Source organism: Streptococcus oralis (genome assembly GCF_003943395.1).
Taxonomy (GTDB): domain Bacteria; phylum Bacillota; class Bacilli; order Lactobacillales; family Streptococcaceae; genus Streptococcus; species Streptococcus oralis_BF.
This window is the reverse complement of record NZ_RJPJ01000006.1, coordinates 1-19,798: the sequence shown is the minus strand read 5'-3', so window position 1 is coordinate 19,798 and position 19,798 is coordinate 1. Positions and strand designations below refer to the sequence as shown.

Annotated in this window: 17 protein-coding genes; all 17 read left to right on the top strand. The window is 39.8% G+C overall.

The window, feature by feature from the left end; translation table 11 throughout:
* Window positions 1-43: 43 nt before the first annotated feature.
* Window positions 44-2,689 carry an alpha-mannosidase gene (locus tag D8802_RS05725; RefSeq protein WP_125395127.1) on the top strand — a complete coding sequence of 882 codons (2,646 nt, stop codon included), beginning with the start codon at window positions 44-46 and terminating at the stop codon, window positions 2,687-2,689.
* A 98-nt stretch (window positions 2,690-2,787) separates the two neighbouring features.
* On the top strand, window positions 2,788-3,657 hold the full coding sequence (locus tag D8802_RS05720) for an ROK family protein (RefSeq protein ID WP_185758209.1): 870 nt from the start codon (window positions 2,788-2,790) through the stop codon (window positions 3,655-3,657).
* A complete protein-coding gene (locus D8802_RS05715) occupies window positions 3,651-5,531 on the top strand; it encodes a beta-N-acetylhexosaminidase (protein WP_125395125.1) in 1,881 nt (626 codons plus the stop codon). Before D8802_RS05720 ends, D8802_RS05715 begins: the two co-directional genes overlap by 7 nt.
* 117 nt (window positions 5,532-5,648) lie before the next feature.
* Window positions 5,649-6,764, top strand: coding sequence for a DUF4767 domain-containing protein (locus tag D8802_RS05710; RefSeq protein ID WP_125395124.1), 1,116 nt, complete (start codon window positions 5,649-5,651; stop codon window positions 6,762-6,764).
* A gap of 212 nt (window positions 6,765-6,976) precedes the next feature.
* The gene (locus D8802_RS05705; RefSeq protein WP_125395123.1) at window positions 6,977-7,906 is read left to right on the top strand and encodes an ABC transporter permease; all 930 of its coding nucleotides are present in this window, start codon (window positions 6,977-6,979) and stop codon (window positions 7,904-7,906) included.
* A 13-nt stretch (window positions 7,907-7,919) separates the two neighbouring features.
* Window positions 7,920-8,843: a carbohydrate ABC transporter permease gene (locus tag D8802_RS05700; RefSeq protein ID WP_000818344.1), complete on the top strand. Its 924-nt coding sequence runs from the start codon at window positions 7,920-7,922 to the stop codon at window positions 8,841-8,843.
* 107 nt (window positions 8,844-8,950) lie between these two features.
* The gene (locus tag D8802_RS05695; protein WP_125395122.1) at window positions 8,951-10,435 is read left to right on the top strand and encodes an ABC transporter substrate-binding protein; all 1,485 of its coding nucleotides are present in this window, start codon (window positions 8,951-8,953) and stop codon (window positions 10,433-10,435) included.
* A 441-nt stretch (window positions 10,436-10,876) separates the two neighbouring features.
* Entirely contained in the window at window positions 10,877-12,070 is a 1,194-nt protein-coding gene (locus D8802_RS05690) for an L-lactate MFS transporter (protein WP_125395121.1), read from the top strand.
* A gap of 172 nt (window positions 12,071-12,242) precedes the next feature.
* Complete coding sequence (trhO, locus tag D8802_RS05685; protein ID WP_125395120.1) at window positions 12,243-13,229, top strand: oxygen-dependent tRNA uridine(34) hydroxylase TrhO; 987 nt, start codon at window positions 12,243-12,245, stop codon at window positions 13,227-13,229.
* A 120-nt stretch (window positions 13,230-13,349) separates the two neighbouring features.
* Window positions 13,350-14,210 carry a DUF4299 family protein gene (locus D8802_RS05680; protein WP_125395119.1) on the top strand — a complete coding sequence of 287 codons (861 nt, stop codon included), beginning with the start codon at window positions 13,350-13,352 and terminating at the stop codon, window positions 14,208-14,210.
* 155 nt (window positions 14,211-14,365) lie between these two features.
* Window positions 14,366-15,289 (top strand): helix-turn-helix domain-containing protein, encoded by a 924-nt coding sequence (locus D8802_RS05675; protein WP_125395118.1) that lies wholly within the window; start codon window positions 14,366-14,368, stop codon window positions 15,287-15,289.
* Between the two features lie 145 nt (window positions 15,290-15,434).
* The gene (locus D8802_RS05670; protein ID WP_125395117.1) at window positions 15,435-15,656 is read left to right on the top strand and encodes a hypothetical protein; all 222 of its coding nucleotides are present in this window, start codon (window positions 15,435-15,437) and stop codon (window positions 15,654-15,656) included.
* Window positions 15,653-16,246 (top strand): TlpA family protein disulfide reductase, encoded by a 594-nt coding sequence (locus D8802_RS05665; RefSeq protein WP_125395116.1) that lies wholly within the window; start codon window positions 15,653-15,655, stop codon window positions 16,244-16,246. The genes D8802_RS05670 and D8802_RS05665 overlap by 4 nt, the downstream gene beginning before the upstream one ends.
* 472 nt (window positions 16,247-16,718) lie before the next feature.
* Window positions 16,719-17,582, top strand: a complete 864-nt coding sequence (locus tag D8802_RS05660) for an ATP-binding cassette domain-containing protein (protein WP_125395115.1) — start codon at window positions 16,719-16,721, stop codon at window positions 17,580-17,582.
* Between the two features lie 23 nt (window positions 17,583-17,605).
* Window positions 17,606-18,298, top strand: coding sequence for an ABC transporter permease (locus tag D8802_RS05655; RefSeq protein WP_125395114.1), 693 nt, complete (start codon window positions 17,606-17,608; stop codon window positions 18,296-18,298).
* Between the two features lie 8 nt (window positions 18,299-18,306).
* A complete protein-coding gene (locus tag D8802_RS05650; RefSeq protein WP_125395113.1) occupies window positions 18,307-18,888 on the top strand; it encodes a hypothetical protein in 582 nt (193 codons plus the stop codon).
* Complete coding sequence (locus D8802_RS05645; RefSeq protein ID WP_125395112.1) at window positions 18,881-19,708, top strand: cysteine peptidase family C39 domain-containing protein; 828 nt, start codon at window positions 18,881-18,883, stop codon at window positions 19,706-19,708. The genes D8802_RS05650 and D8802_RS05645 overlap by 8 nt, the downstream gene beginning before the upstream one ends.
* Window positions 19,709-19,798 lie beyond the last annotated feature (90 nt).

The following is a 19,798-nucleotide window of genomic DNA, read 5'->3' as shown; positions in this document are numbered from 1 at the left end:
CATTTAAAACGTTAAAATTTAATTTAGAATGAGGTTTTACTTCATGGAAAATGTTGTTGTACATATTATCTCACATAGTCACTGGGACCGTGAGTGGTACTTACCTTTTGAAAGCCACCGTATGCAGTTGGTGGAATTATTTGATAATCTTTTTGACCTTTTTGAAAATGACCCTGAGTTCAAGAGTTTCCACTTGGATGGACAAACCATTGTCCTTGATGACTACTTGGAAATTCGTCCTGAAAATCGCGACAAAGTCCAAGGTTACATTGACGAAGGCAAACTCAAAATTGGTCCCTTTTACATCTTGCAGGATGACTACTTGATTTCAAGTGAAGCCAACGTTCGCAATACCTTGATTGGTCAAGCTGAATGTGCAAAATGGGGCAAATCCACTCAGATTGGTTACTTCCCAGATACCTTTGGAAATATGGGACAAGCGCCTCAAATCCTTCAAAAATCAGGCATTCACGTGGCAGCCTTTGGTCGTGGTGTGAAGCCGATTGGATTTGACAACCAAGTCCTCGAAGATGAGCAGTTTACATCCCAGTTTTCAGAAATGTACTGGCAGGGTGCGGACGGAAGTCGTGTCCTCGGTATTCTCTTTGCCAACTGGTACAGTAACGGGAATGAAATCCCAGTTGATAAAGACGAGGCCTTGACCTTCTGGAAACAGAAATTGTCAGACGTGCGTGACTATGCTTCGACCAACCAATGGTTGATGATGAACGGATGTGACCACCAGCCTGTACAGCGAAATCTGAGCGAAGCCATTCGTGTGGCAAATGAACTCTTCCCAGATGTGACTTTTGTTCATAGTTCCTTTGATGACTATGTTCATGCAGTAGAAAGTGCTCTACCAGAGCAGTTATCAACGGTTACAGGTGAGTTGACAAGTCAGGAAACAGATGGCTGGTACACACTTGCCAACACTTCTTCATCACGCATTTACCTCAAACAAGCTTTCCAAGAAAATAGCAACCTCCTAGAACAAGTGGTGGAACCATTGACCGTCGTCACTGGCGGCCACAACCACAAGGACCAGTTGACCTATGCTTGGAAAGTCCTTCTACAAAATGCGCCACATGACAGTATCTGTGGCTGTAGCGTGGACGAGGTTCACCGTGAGATGGAAACGCGTTTTGCCAAGGTCAACCAAGTCGGAAACTTTGTTAAGACCAATCTTCTCAACGAGTGGAAGGGCAAAATTGCAACCCACGAAGCCCAAAGCGACCATCTCTTTACCGTCATCAACACAGGATTGCATGACAAGGTTGACACTGTCAGCACAGTGATTGATGTGGCGACTTGTGATTTCAAAGAATTGCACCCAACAGAAGGCTATAAGAAGATGGCAGCCTTGACCTTGCCATGCTACCGTGTCGAAGACTTGGAAGGACATGCTGTAGAAGCGAAAATCGAAGATCTGGGAGCCAACTTTGAGTATGATTTGCCAAAAGACAAGTTCCGCCAGGCTCGTATCGCTCGACAAGTGCGCGTGACAGTACCTGTTCATCTGGCACCACTTTCTTGGACAACCTTCCAATTGCTCGAAGGAGAACAAGAACACCGTGACGGTATTTATCAAAATGGAGTGATTGATACGCCATTTGTAACGGTCAGTGTGGATGAGAATATCACAGTCTACGACAAGACAACTCATGAAGCGTATGAGGATGTTGTTCGCTTTGAAGACCGTGGTGACATTGGAAATGAGTACATCTATTTCCAACCAAAAGGAACAGAGCCTATCTACGCAGAACTCAAAGACTGTGAAGTCTTGGAAAATACAGCTCGTTTTGCCAAGATCTTGCTCAAGCATGAATTGACAATTCCAGTAAGTGCAGACGAAAAACTAGATGCAGAACAAAGAGGCATTATCGAGTTTATGACGCGTGAGGCTGGACGTTCAGATGAACTGACAAGCATTCTTCTTGAAACAGAGATGACCGTCTTTGTTGACAATCCACAGATCCGCTTTAAGACTCGCTTTACCAACACCGCTAAGGACCACCGTATCCGTCTCTTGGTCAAGACTCATAATACGCGTCCAAGCAATGATTCTGAAAGCATCTATGAGGTGGTGACACGACCAAATAAACCAGCAGCGTCATGGGAAAATCCTGAAAATCCTCAACACCAACAAGCCTTTGTCAGCCTTTATGATGATGAAAAAGGAGTGACGGTGGCAAATAAAGGATTGCACGAGTATGAAATCCTTGGAGACGATACCATTGCCGTGACTATTCTTCGTGCCTCAGGTGAGTTAGGTGACTGGGGTTACTTCCCAACACCAGAAGCTCAGTGCTTGCGTGAGTTTGAAGTCGAGTTTGCGCTTGAATGCCACCAAGCAGGGGAACGCTTCTCAGCTTTCCGTCGTGCCAAAGCCTTCCAAACACCATTCACTAGTCTTCAGTTTGCTAAACAAGAAGGAAGTGTGGCAGCGACTGGTAGCCTCTTGAGCCATGCGGCGCTCAGCTTACCACAAGTCTGCCCGACAGCCTTTAAAGTTGCTGAAAATGAAGAAGGATATGTACTTCGTTACTACAATATGAGTCAAGAAAATGTGCGTATATCAGAACACCAACAAACCATTTTGGACTTGCTTGAGCGACCATATCCAGTTCATTCAGGACTATTAGCGCCACAAGAAATTCGCACAGAATTGATCAAAAAAGAAGACATTTAACAGTTTTAAAGTGTTTGATAACTAATACTATGAGATAGAAAGGAGGGGCGAATGAGTAAGGACTAACTACTGATTCGCCCCTTTTTATGGGAAGAACAATGATCATTGCAACCATTGATATCGGAGGGACTGGGATTAAGTTTGCCAGTCTGACTCCTGATGGAAAGATACTAGATAAGACAAGTACTCCGACGCCAGAAAGTTTGGAGGATCTACTAGCTTGGCTAGACCAACGCTTGTCAGAGCAAGATTATAAGGGCATTGCTATGAGTGTTCCAGGCGCGGTCAATCAAGAAACAGGTGTGATTGAGGGAATCAGTGCCGTACCTTACATCCATGGCTTTTCTTGGTATGAGGCCCTTGCTAATCATCAACTACCTGTCCATCTAGAAAATGATGCCAACTGTGTTGGACTTAGTGAACTGTTGGCTCACCCAGAAATTGAAAATGCAGCCTGTGTCGTGATTGGGACAGGAATTGGCGGTGCCATGATTATCAATGGTAAGCTTCACCGAGGTCGTCACGGCTTGGGAGGAGAATTTGGCTACATGACAACTATTGCACCTGCTGAAAAACTCAATAACTGGTCGCAACTAGCGTCAACTGGAAATATGGTGCGCTACGTGATTGAAAAATCTGGTCAAACTGACTGGGACGGTCGCAAGATTTACCAAGAAGCTGCAACAGGAAATGCCCTTTGCCAAGAAGCTATTGAACGCATGAACCGCAATCTGGCGCAAGGTCTGCTCAATATTCAGTATCTCATCGATCCAGATGTCATTAGCCTAGGTGGCTCCATCAGTCAGAACCCAGACTTTATCCAAGGTGTCAAGAAGGCTGTTGATAACTTTGTCGATACCTACGAAGAATACACGGTCGCACCTGTCATCCAGGCCTGCACCTATCACGCAGATGCCAATCTCTACGGTGCCCTTGTCAACTGGCTACAGGAGGAAAACCAATGGTAATATTTACAGGACTTAGTCCCAAACAAACTCAGGCAATCGACTTGCTGACAAAGCAGATCTCTTTACCAGATGTGGAAGTTGCAGTCGCTCAGTCTGACCAAGCCTCTATCTCTATCAAGGGTGGGAGTGGACACTATCACCTAACCTATCGCAAACCTCATCAACTCTACCGCGCCTTGTCAGTGCTAGCAACAGCTCTAGTAGAAGGTGACAAAGTAGAGATTGAGGAACAGGCGGCTTATGAAGATTTGGCCTACATGGCAGACTGTTCCCGAAATGCGGTGCTGAATGTGGCTTCTGCCAAGCAGATGATTGAGGTCTTGGCTCTCATCGGCTACTCAACCTGTGAGCTTTACATGGAAGACACCTACCAGATTGAAGGGCAACCTTACTTTGGTTATTACCGCGGGGCTTATTCAGCTGAAGAGTTACAGGAAATTGAAGCCTACACCCAGCAGTTTGACATGACCTTTGTCCCATGCATCCAGACCTTGGCCCACTTGTCAGCCTTCGTCAAATGGGGTGTCAAAGAAGTGCAGGAACTTCGTGATGTGGAGGATATTCTCCTCATCGGAGAAGAAAAGGTGTATGACCTGATTGATGGCATGTTTGCCACTCTGTCTAAACTGCAGACACGCAAGGTCAATATCGGGATGGACGAGGCTCACTTGGTTGGTTTGGGACGCTACCTTATCTTGAACGGCGTTGTAGATCGTAGTCTCCTTATGTGCCAACACTTGGAGCGCGTGCTGGATATTGCTGACAAGTATGGTTTCCACTGCCAGATGTGGAGTGATATGTTCTTTAAGCTCATGTCAGCAGATGGCCAGTACGACCGTGACGTGGAGATTCCTGAGGAAACTCGTGTCTACCTAGACCGTCTCAAAGATCGTGTAACCTTGGTTTATTGGGATTATTACCAGGATAGCGAAGAAAAGTACAATCGCAATTTCCGCAATCACCACAAGATTAGCCAAGATATTGCCTTTGCAGGTGGGGCTTGGAAGTGGATTGGGTTCACACCCAACAACCATTTCAGCCATCTCATCGCTATGGAGGCCAACAAAGCCTGTCGTGCCAATCAAATCAAAGAAGTGATTGTAACGGGTTGGGGGGATAATGGTGGGGAAACTGCCCAGTTTTCTATCCTGCCAAGCTTGCAAATCTGGGCAGAACTCAGCTACCGCAATGACTTAGATAGTTTGTCTGCTCACTTCAAGACCAATACAGGTCTATCAGTTGAGGAATTTATGCAGATTGACCTTGCCAACCTCTTGCCAGACCTGCCAGGCAATCTCAGTGGCATCAATCCCAACCGCTATGTCTTTTATCAGGATGTTCTCTGCCCAATTCTGGATCAGCACATGACACCTGAACAGGACAAACCTCACTTTGCCCAAGCAGCTGAGACTCTTGCTGAAATCAAAGAAAAAGCTGGAAACTATGCTTATCTCTTTGAAACTCAGGCCCAGTTGAACCAGATTTTAAGTAGCAAAGTGGATGTGGGACGACGCATCCGTGAAGCTTATAAAGCCGGTGACAAAGTCAGCTTACAGCAAATCGCCATGCAAGAATTACCAAAACTCAGAAGCGAGATTGAACACTTCCATGCCCTCTTTAGTCGTCAATGGCTGAAAGAAAACAAGGTCTTTGGTTTGGATACGGTCGATATCCGTATGGGCGGACTCTTGCAACGAATCAAGCGCGCAGAGAGTCGCATAGAGGCTTATCTGGCAAATCAGATTTCCCGCATCGAAGAATTAGAAGTCGAAATCCTTCCGTTTAATGATTTTTATGGAGACAAGGACTTCGCAGCAACTACAGCCAATCAGTGGCATACCATTGCGACAGCTTCGACCATTTATACGACATAGGCTAGGCATTTATCACAAACAATTAAACATCTCCGTTTAAATACATGGAGATGTTTTTTGATTTGGAGATAGGGAAGGAGTATAATGAAGGTAGAAAGATGGTTTGGAGGTATGGCCATGAAAAAGTTACTACTGGTCCTAGGTGCTAGCATGCTAGTCTTATCTGCCTGTCATAAAACGACAGAGGATGGAGCAACTAGTCCGTCAATATCAAGGGAGCAACAAACCAAGGAAACAACCAACTATTTTCACTATTTAGCAGATTCCTATCAAAAGGCTCTTTCGCACGAAAAAGAATCCAAGGATACAACTGTTCAGTCACTTATGTCTGCCACAGTTGCAGCCATGGAAGAACTCCAGTTATCTAATCCGACTGATCAAGCCTTGATTATGAAGAACTACTCAGATTTTCAGAAGCTAATCCAATACAATACCGAAAAGTGGGAGGAAGAGTTTGCAAGCTGGGCTTCTTCTATGGGGCAGTCCTATCATAGATTAGAGCATGCAAACTTTGATGAAAAAAATGAACTAATCAAAAAATTAGAAACTACAACAGTCTCTCAGAAAAGTGTCAAATGGAATGTTTTTGGAGTATCGAGTGACAATGCCTATGATTACTTGGTTTTGGATGCCTACTATGACAATCAGGACAAACATTTCTACCTATTTACACTGAAGGATGGGCAAGCACAGGTCTTGCATACCGATAAGACACTGGAAACTATCCCTACTGTAAATTTTGAAGAGACTGAGAATACAGACTTAGCGCAACGTTTTAAGGAATTTCTATTAAAAATAAGTGTAACTACAGAGAGCGAGCCAGATACAGATAATAGTTCTTTAATAGACAAGATAAAAACAGCCATGGAATCCTATTCGGATAGTAAAGGTGAAAGATTTAAGTCAACTAACTTAGCAACATATGGTCACTACTATGGACTAGCAGTGCCAGACCAGATAATGCAATTTGGACAAGTAGACGGGGTGAATTATACTTTTAAATGGTATGGCTATATTGCTGGTTCTGGTTCTGGGAGGTTTGATATCCTAGCTTGCTATGTGAATGAAGCAGAGACAGAGGTGATTCTCTTTGGCTACAAGGATGGTAATCCCGCTCTTTTACATACAGAAGGAAGACCGGAGATTGAGAAAAACGAATCAGGGGCTATCATAAATGCTCAGGTTCATTTTGTCGAGTTTCATCACCCAATATTGAAACAAGTTTTCAATTAGTGAAGAGGAAATACACTTATCGCATGCAAAGCGTTTCTCGTGAAACATCCTTCTTATTATAAAAAACTTCTCCACATAAAATAATTTGTGGAGTTTTTTCTATAATTAGTAGTTTAAACTATTCTTAAAATAAGGGTATACTAATTATGTAATCGTTATCAAACCTAAAAATTCGATGAAATCAGTTTTTAGGAATAAAAAGGGAGGAAATTATGAAAAAGTTTTCAAAGACCTTGAGAGATAACTGGATCTTTCTCTTGATGGTTTTACCAGGGGCACTCTGGTTGATTCTATTCTTTTACATTCCAGTATTTGGGAATGTGGTCGCCTTTAAAGACTACCATATGACCAGTAATGGTTTCATAGATAGTATTGTGAATAGTAAATGGGTCGGGTTAGATAATTTCAGATTCTTGTTTAGTTCAAAAGATGCCTTTATCATCACTCGAAATACCGTTCTCTACAATCTCGGCTTTATCTTTATCGGTTTGATTGTATCAGTAGGGATTGCCATTATCCTCAGCGAGCTTCGCTCTAAGAGAATGGTTAAGATTTTCCAAACGTCTATGTTGTTCCCTTACTTCTTGTCATGGGTTATCATCAGTTTCTTTACAGATGCCTTCCTAAACATTGACAAAGGGGTCTTCAACCATTTCCTAACATCCCTTGGCATGAAGGAAGTCAACTTCTACGCTGACTTAGGCATTTGGCCATACCTTCTCCTTTTCCTAGGTATTTGGAAAGGCTTTGGATATAGCAGTGTCATGTACTATGCGACGATCATGGGAATTGATCCAACCTACTACGAAGCAGCAACAGTGGACGGGGCTAGCAAGTGGCAACGCATTCGCAACGTAACCATTCCTCAGTTGACTCCACTTGTGACAGTTTTGACTATCCTTGCAGTCGGAAATATCTTCCGTGCAGACTTTGGTCTCTTCTATCAAATCCCGCACAATGCTGGTCAGCTTTACAATGTAACCAACGTTTTGGATGTATATGTCTTTAATGGTTTGACTCAGACAGCAGATATCGGTATGGCTTCAGCAGCCGGTCTTTACCAATCCGTTGTCGGTTTGATTCTGGTTATCCTATCAAACTTGCTTGCAAGACGAGTCGATCCAAACTCAGCTTTGTTCTAGAAAGGAGGAGAATATGGCAGAAAAGAAAATTAAAAAAGAAAAAATCGATAATGTCGGCATTCACTCCTTCAGTAAGAAAGCAGATATCTTCTTTAGTATCATCTCTGGTCTGATCGCTCTTTCTTGTATCTTGCCCTTTATCTTCGTTATCATCATTTCAGTGACAGATGAAAAGAGCATCCTCCAGTATGGATATAGCTTTTTCCCTTCGAAATTTGGTGTAGATGGATTCCAATTCCTAGCTCAGTTTAAGGATAAAATCCTCCAAGCGCTCTTTATCTCAGTCTTTGTAACAGTAGTCGGGACAGTGACCAACGTCTTCATCACAACCACTTATGCCTACGCCATCTCACGGACAACCTTTAAGTACCGCAGATTCTTTACGATCTTTGCCCTTCTTAGTATGTTGTTCAATGCTGGTTTGGTACCAGGCTATATCGTGGTGACTCGTTTGCTTCAACTTGGTGATACGGTTTGGGCCCTGATTGTTCCAATGCTCCTCTCACCATTCAACATCATCTTGATGCGTTCCTTCTTCAAGAAGACCATTCCAGAAGCTATTCTCGAATCCGCTCGTATCGATGGTGCCAGTGAAGCACGGATCTTCTTCCAGATTTGTTTGCCATTGTCACTTCCAGGTATCGCAACCATCACGCTTTTGACAGCTCTTGGTTTCTGGAACGACTGGTTCAACGCCCTTCTTTACATCAAGAGTGATAACTTGTATCCATTGCAATATTTGCTCATGCAAATCCAACAAAATATGGACTACATCGCAAAAGCAGTCGGTCTATCTGGCCAACTGGGAGTTGCTCTTCCAAAAGAAACAGGTCGTATGGCCATGGTTGTAGTTGCAACCCTTCCAATCGCTATTCTGTATCCATTCTTCCAACGCTACTTTGTAAAAGGTTTGACCATCGGTGGTGTGAAAGAATAGCACTTGCTGAGAAACACCGTTTCTCCCTTCCCAACTTCATCTTAGTGACTGAAGTTACAATTCATTAAATCGTTTATAAGTTTAAAAATAAAAAAGGAGTTTTTATCATGAAAAACTGGAAAAAATATGCTTTTGCATCTGCTAGCGTAGTCGCTTTGGCTGCAAGCCTTGCCGCTTGTGGAAACCTTTCAGGTAACAACAAAAAAGCTGCTGACTCAGCTTCAGGTGACAAACCTGTTCTTAAAATGTACCAAATTGGTGACAAACCAGACAACTTGGATGAATTGCTAGAAAATGCCAACAAAATCATCGAAGAAAAAGTTGGTGCTAAATTGGATATCCAATACCTTGGATGGGGTGACTACGGTAAGAAAATGTCAGTTATCACATCATCAGGTGAAAACTACGATATCGCTTTTGCAGATAACTATGTTGTAAATGCTCAAAAAGGTGCTTACGCTGACTTGACAGAATTGTACAAGAAAGAAGGAGCAGAGCTTTACAAAGCACTTGACCCAGCTTACATCAAAGGGAACACTGTAAACGGTAAAATCTACGCTGTTCCAGTTGCAGCCAACGTTGCATCATCTCAAAACTTTGCCTTCAACGGCGCTCTTCTTGCCAAATATGGCATCGACATTTCAGGTGTCACTTCATACGAAACACTTGAACCAGTCTTGAAACAAATTAAAGAGAAAGCTCCAGACGTAGTACCATTTGCGGTTACGAAGAACTTTATCCCATCTGATAACTTTGACTACCCAGTGCCAAATGGACTTCCATTCGTTATCGACCTTGAAGGGGATACTACTAAGATCGTAAACCGTTACGACGTTCCTCGTTTCAAAGAACACTTGAAGACTCTTCACAAATTCTACGAAGCAGGATACATTCCAAAAGACGTAGCAACAAGCGACACTTCATTTGACCTTCAACAAGATACTTGGTTCGTTCGTGAAGAAACAGTAGGACCAGCTGACTACGGTAACAGCTTGCTCTCACGTGTTGCTAACAAAGATATCCAAATCAAACCATTCACTAACTTCATCAAGAAAAACCAAACAACTCAAGTTGCTAACTTTGTCATCTCAAACAACTCTAAGAACAAAGAAAAATCAATGGAAGTGTTGAACCTCTTGAACACTAACCCAGAACTCTTGAACGGACTTGTTTACGGTCCAGAAGGCAAGAACTGGGAGAAAATTGAAGGTAAAGAAAACCGTGTTCGTGTCCTTGAAGGATACAAAGGAAACACTCACATGGGTGGATGGAACACAGGTAACAACTGGATCCTTTACATCAACGAAAACGTTACAGACCAACAAATCGAAGATTCTAAGAAACAATTGGCAGAAGCTAAAGAATCTCCAGCGCTTGGATTCATCTTTAACACTGATAGCGTAAAATCTGAAATCTCTGCGATCACTAACACAATGCAACAATTCGATACAGCTATCAACACTGGTACTGTAGACCCAGATAAAGCGATTCCAGAATTGATGGAAAAATTGAAATCTGAAGGTGCATACCAAAAAGTATTGGATGAAATGCAAAAACAATACGACGAATTCTTGAAAAGCAAAAAATCATAAGACAAACTGATTTCGTGTATTCATTCCTAATTCCTAAAAATGTGCTCACTGCCTTCCTTAGTTCTCTAGGGGAGGTAGTGATTTTTTTGTTAGATGAACTAAAAGCAAAAAATCATGGAAAACTTTGTGAAATACTAGTATAAAATATGGATATCGATTAATTAGATTAATACCCCTATTAGTTTAATTAAGTAGATTTTTAGAATGAAGTAGCTTATAATAAGAGTACGATGAAAGCGCTTAACATTGTGAAATTTAACTGGATTTTGATTTAAGAAGTGGACAGGAGTCCTTCTTAAATGTTTCATTTATGTCTGATTTTAGCTTGTTTACATTTTATAAATTATGAAACGTTCAAGCAAAACTCAGTAAGTGAAAATCCGATAAAAAGTCGTTTGCTATCCCTTTTGGGAACAAGAAATGTTACATGAGGTTATCCATATGAAAAAAACACCCAATCGTTGGTTAATTTTGGCAGCAGCCATTTTAACGAATCTCTCTCTAGGTGCTGGTTACGCCTGGTCAGTCTTTCAGAAGGCACTCCTAGAAACCAATGCCAGTCAAGGATGGGTTCAAGCCCAGACTTCTTTGGCCTTTAGTATTTCTTTTGCTATGGTTCCTGTTGGAATGATTATTTTCGGTCCTAAAGTTGACTCGGTAGGACCTAAGAAATTTGTATTCTTAGGTGGTATTCTCTTTGGTTCAGGTATGTTTGCTACTGGATTTGCTACATCGTTGCCAATCCTTTACCTTACATATGGTGTAGTCCTAGGGCTTGGTATCGGTGCTGCTTATGGGGCATCTACTTCAGTTGCAACTAAGTGGTTCCCAGATAAAAAAGGACTAGCTGGTGGTTTAACCGCGGCAGGATTTGGCTTGGGCCCACTCATTATCGGTCCAGTCGCTAAAGCTTTGATTGCATCAATGGGTGTTTACTCAACATTTAAAGTGTTAGGTATTATTCTGTTGATCGTTATTTGTACTTCATCATTGGTAATGGAAAAAGCTCCTGTTGTTGCTTCAGCTGGTGGTGTTGCTCAACCAGAAGGTAAGACCTACAAAGAAATGCTCCGTGATGGAAATTACTGGTTGCTATGGTTGATTTACGTTCTTGGCGCTACTGGTGGAATGATGATTATCGGCACTGCCGCAGCAATCTCTGACCAATACAAACTCGTTGGCGAAGCAACTCTCTTCGTTATGTTGGTATCTATCGCGAATACATTCGGACGCATCTTCTGGGGTACAGTTTCTGATAAGATTGGTCGCTACCCTACAGTTATTGCTATGTTTGGAGCAGTTGCTGCAGGTTTGTTGCTCACGGCCTTGTTCAAAGGCCCAGGAAGCATCTTAGCTATCCTTGGAGTTATGCTGGTTGCCTTGTCATTCGGTGGCTTCCTAGGTTCCTTCCCAGGAATTACTGCTGAAAACTGGGGAGTGACTTACGTAGGGACAAACTATGGATGGATGTTTACTGCTTATGGTGTAGCTGCTATTGCTGGTCCTCAGTTAGGGGCACGTCTTGCACAGGCAAACCAAGGAGATTATACAATGGCCTTCTTTATCGTTATCGGTATGGCTATCATTGGTATTTTGCTCCAACTCTTCTATATGGCTAAAGCTAAAAAAGTTTAAAAATGAATCCTTGGATCATCCAAGGATTTTTTAAATTGGAGTAGACATCCGTTGGAATTAGCTCCTTTTAATTTCCGGTCAAATAAATTGCATTCGTTTTCCCAAGTGGGTATACTAGTATAGTTGAATGAAAAATTCTGAAAATTTAAGAATAGAAAAGAGAACAAATCTTATGGCAAAAGATATTCGTGTCTTACTTTACTACCTTTATACTCCAATTGAAAACGCAGAGCAATTTGCTGCAGACCACTTGGCTTTCTGTAAATCAATCGACCTTAAGGGCCGTATCCTAATCGCTGATGAAGGAATTAACGGAACCGTTTCAGGTGACTACGAAACAACTCAAAAATACATGGACTACGTTCACAGCCTCCCAGGCATGGAAGACCTCTGGTTCAAGATTGACGAAGAAAGTGAACAAGCTTTTAAGAAGATGTTTGTTCGCTACAAGAAAGAAATTGTCCACCTTGGTTTGGAAGACAACGACTTCGACAACGACATTAATCCACTTGAAACAACGGGTGCTTACTTGTCTCCAAAAGAGTTCAAAGAAGCCCTTCTTGACGAAGATACAGTTGTCCTTGACACACGTAACGATTATGAGTACGACCTAGGACACTTTCGTGGGGCTATCCGCCCAGACATCCGCAACTTCCGTGAGTTGCCACAATGGGTTCGTGACAACAAAGAGAAGTTCATGGACAAGCGCGTGGTTGTTTACTGTACAGGTGGAGTTCGCTGTGAGAAATTCTCAGGCTGGATGGTTCGTGAAGGCTACAAAGATGTTGGCCAATTGCACGGAGGAATCGCAACCTACGGTAAAGATCCAGAAGTTCAAGGTGAGCTTTGGGATGGGAAAATGTACGTCTTTGACGAGCGTATTGCAGTCGATGTCAACCATGTTAACCCAACCATCGTAGGGAAAGACTGGTTTGATGGAACACCATGTGAACGCTATATCAACTGTGGCAATCCCTTCTGTAACCGTCGTATCCTAACATCAGAAGAAAATGAAGACAAGTACCTTCGTGGATGCTCACACGAGTGTCGTGTTCACCCACGCAACCGCTATGTTTTAGAAAATGAATTGACACAAGCAGAAGTAATCGAGCGCCTAGCTGCTATCGGTGAAAGCTTGGATCAAGTCGCTACAGTATAAAGCAAACAGCCTTCAAGGGCTGTTTTTCTATGCTTTTTATCTAAAAATCTAAAGTTTGTTTCTGTATCTTTCAGGGAAATAGGTTATACTGTATGTAAACGATTTCAAAGGAGGCCAGTTATGGCGAAAACATTTTTTATCCCAAATAAAGAAAGTATTCTAGGACAACAGGAGGTCTTGACTGCCAAGTCCATCTTAGCCTTGGTGGAGGGCTTGGAGTCGCATAGTTATGATGCCGTCTATCTCCGTCAGCCCCTCAATCGTCTCGAATACATGGAGTGTGGGATTGTAGGCCAGTCGCAATTTCTCTTTAAAGTGAACTATGCGGATAGTCGAAAAGGCTATCAAGTGGTGATTCCAGATTTTCTTACTAGAGCGGACTGGGAGATTGTAGAGACTCTCCTCCAAGCCCTATCGAGCAAGTTGGGTGAGGCAGTAGAAGGGCTAGAAGGATTTGGCTTTGAAACCTATTTCCGAGAAACGGTCAAGCATTATCTAGCCGATAAGACAGCTCATCTAGTATACTGCCAAGGTTTCTTGTCCCCTATCTATCTCAACAAGGAATACCTCGAGAGCTTTTTGGCTGAGGATGGATTGGCACGTTTTGAAGAGCTGGTCAAGAAGGTTCAAGGCTCTGATGCCTACCTTGCCAGTGTGAAATTTTACCCAGACGCCCAAGGCAAGGTACACGGTATCTATCACCTAGCCCAGGGAGTCAAGACGATTTTGCCAAAGGAACCCTTTGTACCAGCTCCTTATACCGAGCAGCTGGCAGGCAAGGAGCTTGTTTGGGAGATTGACCTAGTGGCGATTTCTGGTGATGGGTCCAAAGCAGAAGACTACGAATCCATCGCTCGCTTGGACTATGCAAGATTTCTAGAGTCACTACCAACAGCATTTTACCACCAACTAGATGCCAATCAATTAGAAATTCAACCTATCCTAGGACAAGACTTTGAAGGATTGGCACAAGAAAAGTAAAGCAGGTCAACTGCTATTTAGCATGCGAAAGATAGTTTAGCCTAGTTAAGTTTTGTAATATAAAATTTTAAGCATTGCTTAGTTCAATAAAAAATAGTATAATATAACAAAAAAATATAATATTGTTCGGTAACTAATTATCAGGAGATCTTAAGATGGATATCAAGAAGGAAGTGGGCAAAAGAATCCGAATGTTACGAGAGATGAAACATGTCACTCGTGAAACTCTTTGTGATGATGAAAGCGAGATAACAGTACGCCAACTAGCACGAATTGAATCAGGTCAATCTTCTCCAAGTTTATCCAAGGTAGAGTATATAGCTTACAAACTAGGTTGTCCAATTTCACATATAGTAGATATGGATCATATGATTTTACCTTCAGAGTATTTGATATTAAAGGATAAACTCATTAAGTTTCAAACTTATGGAGATGATGATAGAATCCAGGTTAAGGAAGAGTTGTTTGAAAGAGTTTACGAAAACTATTATGACAGTCTACCTGAGGATGAGCAGATTGCAGTTAGTGCCTTACAAGCTAGTTTTGATGTCTTTGTAAGTGAAGATGCAGGGTTTGGCAATGCTTTACTTGATGAATATTTTGAACAAGTAAAGATAAGGAAAAACTATTCGGTGAATGATTTGCTTCTCATAAAATTGTACTTCACAACATGTGTAGCTAGGCCAAATGTATATGATAGAGAGGTGTTTTGGAATCTTTCCCATAAAGTTCTTAGGGTAACGAATACTTCTAGTTTGGATACAAACTATATGCTAAAACAAGTTATTATCTCGTCACTTACCATTCAATGGATGGAAAAGTCCTACTCTACTTTTGAGCCTTATGTTAAGGCAATGAATAGATTGATGATTTTATCGCAGGACTTTCAAAAGAAACCAATCGTAGATATGCTAGAAGCTATGTGTACCTTATTTCATAAACAGGATAAGGAAAAAGCTGTCCAATTATACGATAGAGCCATTATTTGTGCTCAAGCTTTTGAGGACCTAGTATTAGAAGCGCGCATTTCTGGAGAGAAAGAAAGAGATTTAAAAACTTTTGAGAAAATGGAGAGCTAACATGACATTTTTGTCATGTTTTTTTGTTTTTGAAAGCGGTATACTTTAATCATAAAGAACAAGAGATAAGGAGGAAAGAAGAATGTTTGGATTTGTATCATTTTTAAGCTTGTTTTTTTGGACACTTGAGTAAGGAGAGAGTGAAATGGAGGATTTTAGTATCTCACTCGAGACTTTTACACAAACTCGCCACAGTTTGGTGTTTCGAAATAACACGACTGAGCAAAAGTTGGTAGAGATAGTATTAAATAACGAAGTTTTTCGTCTAGCAATTTTAGATGCCGGTGAAGAGCGAGTTTTAATCTTACCAGAAGAATTATCTATTATCGAAAGTTTTAAAATTTCAGAGGTGGAGGACAATCCATGATGTCGAAAAAACATGTTGTAGAGGCAATGTTTATTCTTGTGATAGCTTCTTTATTTTTAGCAGGATTTTACTATAAAAACCAAGAATCTCATCATCAAGAAGAAACAAAACAAGAGCTTCTCTTAAAAAAAGAAGAGGAGATAAAACAATATATTTCAAAAACTAAAAATACAACATTCAAGAATGCATTGTTGACCTCCAATGAGGGCTCGCAGGTTCAACTATCAGAGTATAAGTTTAGACCAAAGGTTGTGGTATTCTGGGCTAGTTGGTGTCCTGATTGTCAAAAAGAGCTCCCAATCATTCAGCGCCTTTATGATAAATATCAAGATAAAGTTGATTTCTTTATGGTGGATATAGTCGATGGGGAACGTGAAACACTTGAAACCTCTCATCAATTTTTAAGGGATCAGGGTTTTACCTTTCCAGTTTATATAGATCAAGATTTACAAGCTTTTAAGTTCTTGGATGTAAAAGCTATTCCAACTATCTTTATAGTGGATAAAGATGGGATAGTGAAAGAAATTTATGTTGAACAAGGAAGCGAAGAAATGTTATCTAAAGATTTAAAACAGTTAATAAATAACTGAAATGAGAATTTCATTTGGTTATTATAAAAAATTTTTTAAAAGGAGGGTTTTCTGATGAGAAAACTAACTGGACGTGTCAAAAGACACATTGTAGCAGGTCGCTTTTGTATTATAGGTCTTGGATATGGAGTAGGCATATTTTGTTGGGATTAAAAAGGGGGGTTAAGTAATGAAAAAACTAAGCAATAAAAATAAACAGCACATTGTAGCAGGTCGCTTTTGTATTATAGGTCTTGGATATGGAGTAGGCATATTTTGTTGGGATTAAAAGGGGGGTTAAGTAATGAAAAAACTAAACAATAAAAATAAAAAACACATTGTGGCAGGTCAATTTTGTGCTCTTTCACCATATGGTCTTGCTGGCATGATTGCAGGTATTGGATTCTTCTGCTGGAGTTAATGTAGTCTGAAAATCTCTGGCAGGGTTCATTCCCTGTCAGAGACTTTTTAATATAATAAACGGAGAGAAACTATGAATCGTGTGATTTTAAGTCTTAAAAATATCAATAAAACATATGGGAAAGAACAGGTTCTTCATAATATTTCCTTTGATATTGAGCAAGGAGAAATATGTGGTCTTATTGGCGAAAATGGTGCTGGAAAGACAACATTAATGAGAATTCTTCTAGGACTAATTCGAGCTGATAAGGGAGAAATAGAGAGTGTTTCTCAGCATAAGATTGGTAGTATTATCGAATCACCTGCCCTCTATCCAAACCTGACTGGACGTCAACACCTGCAATATTATAAAACAAGATTTGGTTTAAAGACAGATATCATAGAAATGTTGGAATTGGTTCACTTGTCTGAACCATCATGGGATCGAAAAGTAAAAAACTATTCCCTTGGAATGAAGCAGAGGTTATCGATTGCGATTGCGCTTTTGGATAATCCAGAGCTTATTATCTTAGATGAACCCGTGAATGGTTTAGATCCTCAAGGGATTTCAGATTTAAGAAAAATGATTTTGAATTTAAGGGATCAGTTAGGAGTTACTTTTTTAATTTCGAGTCATATTCTGTCAGAATTGGAATTTATAACAGATAAGTATATCATCATGAAAAAAGGAAAGATTCTAAATGTTATGAGTTCAAAAGAGCTAGCGAATGATTTATCTGAAAAAATTTTCCTAAAGACAAGTGGTAATCAGATTCTAAAAATGTTTTTAGAAAAAGAGGGCATCGTTCATTTTGAGCAGGATGACTATCTGGTTGTTACAGAAAAGGAAAAATTAATGGTTATCTTGGAATATAGTATTGGTTCAAATCTAGTGATACAGGATATTTATATTAAGAAGGAACGCTTTGAGGACTACTATTTGCGTAATATTATCTGATGATTTAAGAAAGGAGGAGAGTCATGAATTCTCTTAAAGCAGATATGTATAAATTTTACTGGGAAAAAAGAGGAGTGCTTCCTAGTTTGTTGATAGGGTTATTAGTTTTGTTATTCTCCTTGTTTTTTAAGTCATCAAATGAAAATGAGCCGGCATTTCGAGTGTTGATTTCAAGTGTGAGTGGTTTTATTCCGTTGCTTTTCATCTCTGCTAATTTATTTTTCTGGGGGGAAGATTATAGTTTCCGTACGATCAATATTTTGCTCACAAAAGAAAAACAACGATGGAAGTTATTTTTATATAAAACTTTGGGAACCTTTTGTTTGTCTTTATTATATGTGTCTATTTTTTATAGTTTAACAGCTCTTGTTTATTTGGAAGGGGACATGGTGTTGATTGTTTCTACATTTTTACACCAACTACCATACTATTTGGTTATTATCAGTATCTCCTTATTGATTTTTCAAATATTTGATAAGGTTTATGAATCATGTATGATTTATACACTCTACATTTTACTATTTGATAACCTATTGGCTTACGTCCTTCCAAATTCTGGTGAGAGTGTGAAAGACTATTTACTGATGACTTTAAATTTGAAAGCTTCCCCTGGGGTAAGTCAATTTACCTTTACGAACGTATGCTATCCTATAGTGGTGAGTATAGCAGTACTTGTGCTTGCGTTAGCTGTATTTAATAAAAAAGAATTTAAGTAGGAGGACTAATGATGAAAAAAATAGGAATTGCAATAGGGCTGTTGTTATTGTTTATAGTAGCTGGAGTTTTATTAACCTTAAAACGAGGAGAGACGACAATCAGTGTGAAACAATCATGGACTCTCTCTTCTAAAAGTATTAAAACGATAGAGTTTTATGGATCAAAGCAAGCAATTGATGTTAAGGTTGTAAAGAGTGAATCAGATGAAACAAGTGTTCAAATAGAAGGAAAAGTTTCCGAAGAATCAGCGGATAATATATCTAAAAACGTTAAAATGAGTTCAGATAATTTATATCTACCGTTTTCACAACATGGTTTTAATTTGGCTCTGAGTTCAGAAGGGAAAGACAAGTTATATGTAACTATTTCCTTAGGAAAAAATACTACTTTCGAAAAAATATTTATAGATACTCTTGTTGGCGATGTATCTATTACAGTTCCTAAAGATTTTGATGGGATTTATACTTTACATACAAACAATACAGGAGAAATTTTAAGGGTTCCTACCACAAATCAAACTTCGAATAGCATCATTGAAGTTGATGGCTATAGTAAGATAAGTGTTGAAAAAGGAGAAAATAATGGTTAGTCACTATAAACAAGCAACTTTGCTGGATTGTGGAATGGCTTGTGTCAAGACAATCATTTCTTACTATTTCCCAAAATTAGAACATTTAGATAGTCTACAATTTGATAATAATAATCACCAAGGACTGTCTTTGTTCGACATAGAAGGTATACTAAAAAACTATAGTATTGATGCGGATTCTTATCAAATTGACACTCCTAGTTTATTAAATAACTTACCATTTCCTTATTTGATGGTAGTAGAAAGAGCTGGTTTGCCTCATTATATCGTCGTGTTAGATGGAGATAATAATTTATTGACTGTCTCTGATCCTGCAAATGAAGAAATTGAGAAAATTTCCAGATTAGAACTTTTTAGTCAGAGTGTAGGAATTGTTTTAATTCCTAAAAAGAGTGAGAGTGTTAATTTAGAAGATAGAAAAGATATTGTTACGATAAGCTATGCAGATAAGTTATATCATAGATTTCTAGCTTCACTTGGTTGGAAGAGAAAGTTTGCAATCTTTTTCTTGGGAATAGCCAAAATTATCTTACCAGTTACTATTGCTTTTTTTCTACAAATAACGATGTCTAATCTGCTTAATATTCAGTTTAGCTTTCAGCTATTTAGTCTCGCTTCAATAATATTAGGTTCATATTTGTATTGGCAGTTTTCTATATTGGAAACAAGATTAAAAGGAAAGATTGAAAATGATTTTTTAAATGATATTCTGTCCTCTTTTTATCAGAACCAATTAAATGATTTTTCTTTAACTAAGAATTATGAGTATGTTAGTAGTTATTTTTGGAATTTGTTGTTATCAGCAACAGGTATTATGTAAAAATTTTACTTAAAGGTACAACTTTTAGTGTTTTGCTTGCTACTATTATTGCTATTAAAATTGAATATCATTATTTTCGCAGTTACAAGC

Coding starts and splice junctions, on each gene's coding strand:
- D8802_RS05725 (WP_125395127.1), top strand. CDS start 44: ATGGAAAATGTTGTTGTACATATTATCTCACATAGTCACTGGGACCGT.
- D8802_RS05720 (WP_185758209.1), top strand. CDS start 2,788: ATGATCATTGCAACCATTGATATCGGAGGGACTGGGATTAAGTTTGCC.
- D8802_RS05715 (WP_125395125.1), top strand. CDS start 3,651: ATGGTAATATTTACAGGACTTAGTCCCAAACAAACTCAGGCAATCGAC.
- D8802_RS05710 (WP_125395124.1), top strand. CDS start 5,649: ATGAAAAAGTTACTACTGGTCCTAGGTGCTAGCATGCTAGTCTTATCT.
- D8802_RS05705 (WP_125395123.1), top strand. CDS start 6,977: ATGAAAAAGTTTTCAAAGACCTTGAGAGATAACTGGATCTTTCTCTTG.
- D8802_RS05700 (WP_000818344.1), top strand. CDS start 7,920: ATGGCAGAAAAGAAAATTAAAAAAGAAAAAATCGATAATGTCGGCATT.
- D8802_RS05695 (WP_125395122.1), top strand. CDS start 8,951: ATGAAAAACTGGAAAAAATATGCTTTTGCATCTGCTAGCGTAGTCGCT.
- D8802_RS05690 (WP_125395121.1), top strand. CDS start 10,877: ATGAAAAAAACACCCAATCGTTGGTTAATTTTGGCAGCAGCCATTTTA.
- trhO (WP_125395120.1), top strand. CDS start 12,243: ATGGCAAAAGATATTCGTGTCTTACTTTACTACCTTTATACTCCAATT.
- D8802_RS05680 (WP_125395119.1), top strand. CDS start 13,350: ATGGCGAAAACATTTTTTATCCCAAATAAAGAAAGTATTCTAGGACAA.
- D8802_RS05675 (WP_125395118.1), top strand. CDS start 14,366: ATGGATATCAAGAAGGAAGTGGGCAAAAGAATCCGAATGTTACGAGAG.
- D8802_RS05670 (WP_125395117.1), top strand. CDS start 15,435: ATGGAGGATTTTAGTATCTCACTCGAGACTTTTACACAAACTCGCCAC.
- D8802_RS05665 (WP_125395116.1), top strand. CDS start 15,653: ATGATGTCGAAAAAACATGTTGTAGAGGCAATGTTTATTCTTGTGATA.
- D8802_RS05660 (WP_125395115.1), top strand. CDS start 16,719: ATGAATCGTGTGATTTTAAGTCTTAAAAATATCAATAAAACATATGGG.
- D8802_RS05655 (WP_125395114.1), top strand. CDS start 17,606: ATGAATTCTCTTAAAGCAGATATGTATAAATTTTACTGGGAAAAAAGA.
- D8802_RS05650 (WP_125395113.1), top strand. CDS start 18,307: ATGATGAAAAAAATAGGAATTGCAATAGGGCTGTTGTTATTGTTTATA.
- D8802_RS05645 (WP_125395112.1), top strand. CDS start 18,881: ATGGTTAGTCACTATAAACAAGCAACTTTGCTGGATTGTGGAATGGCT.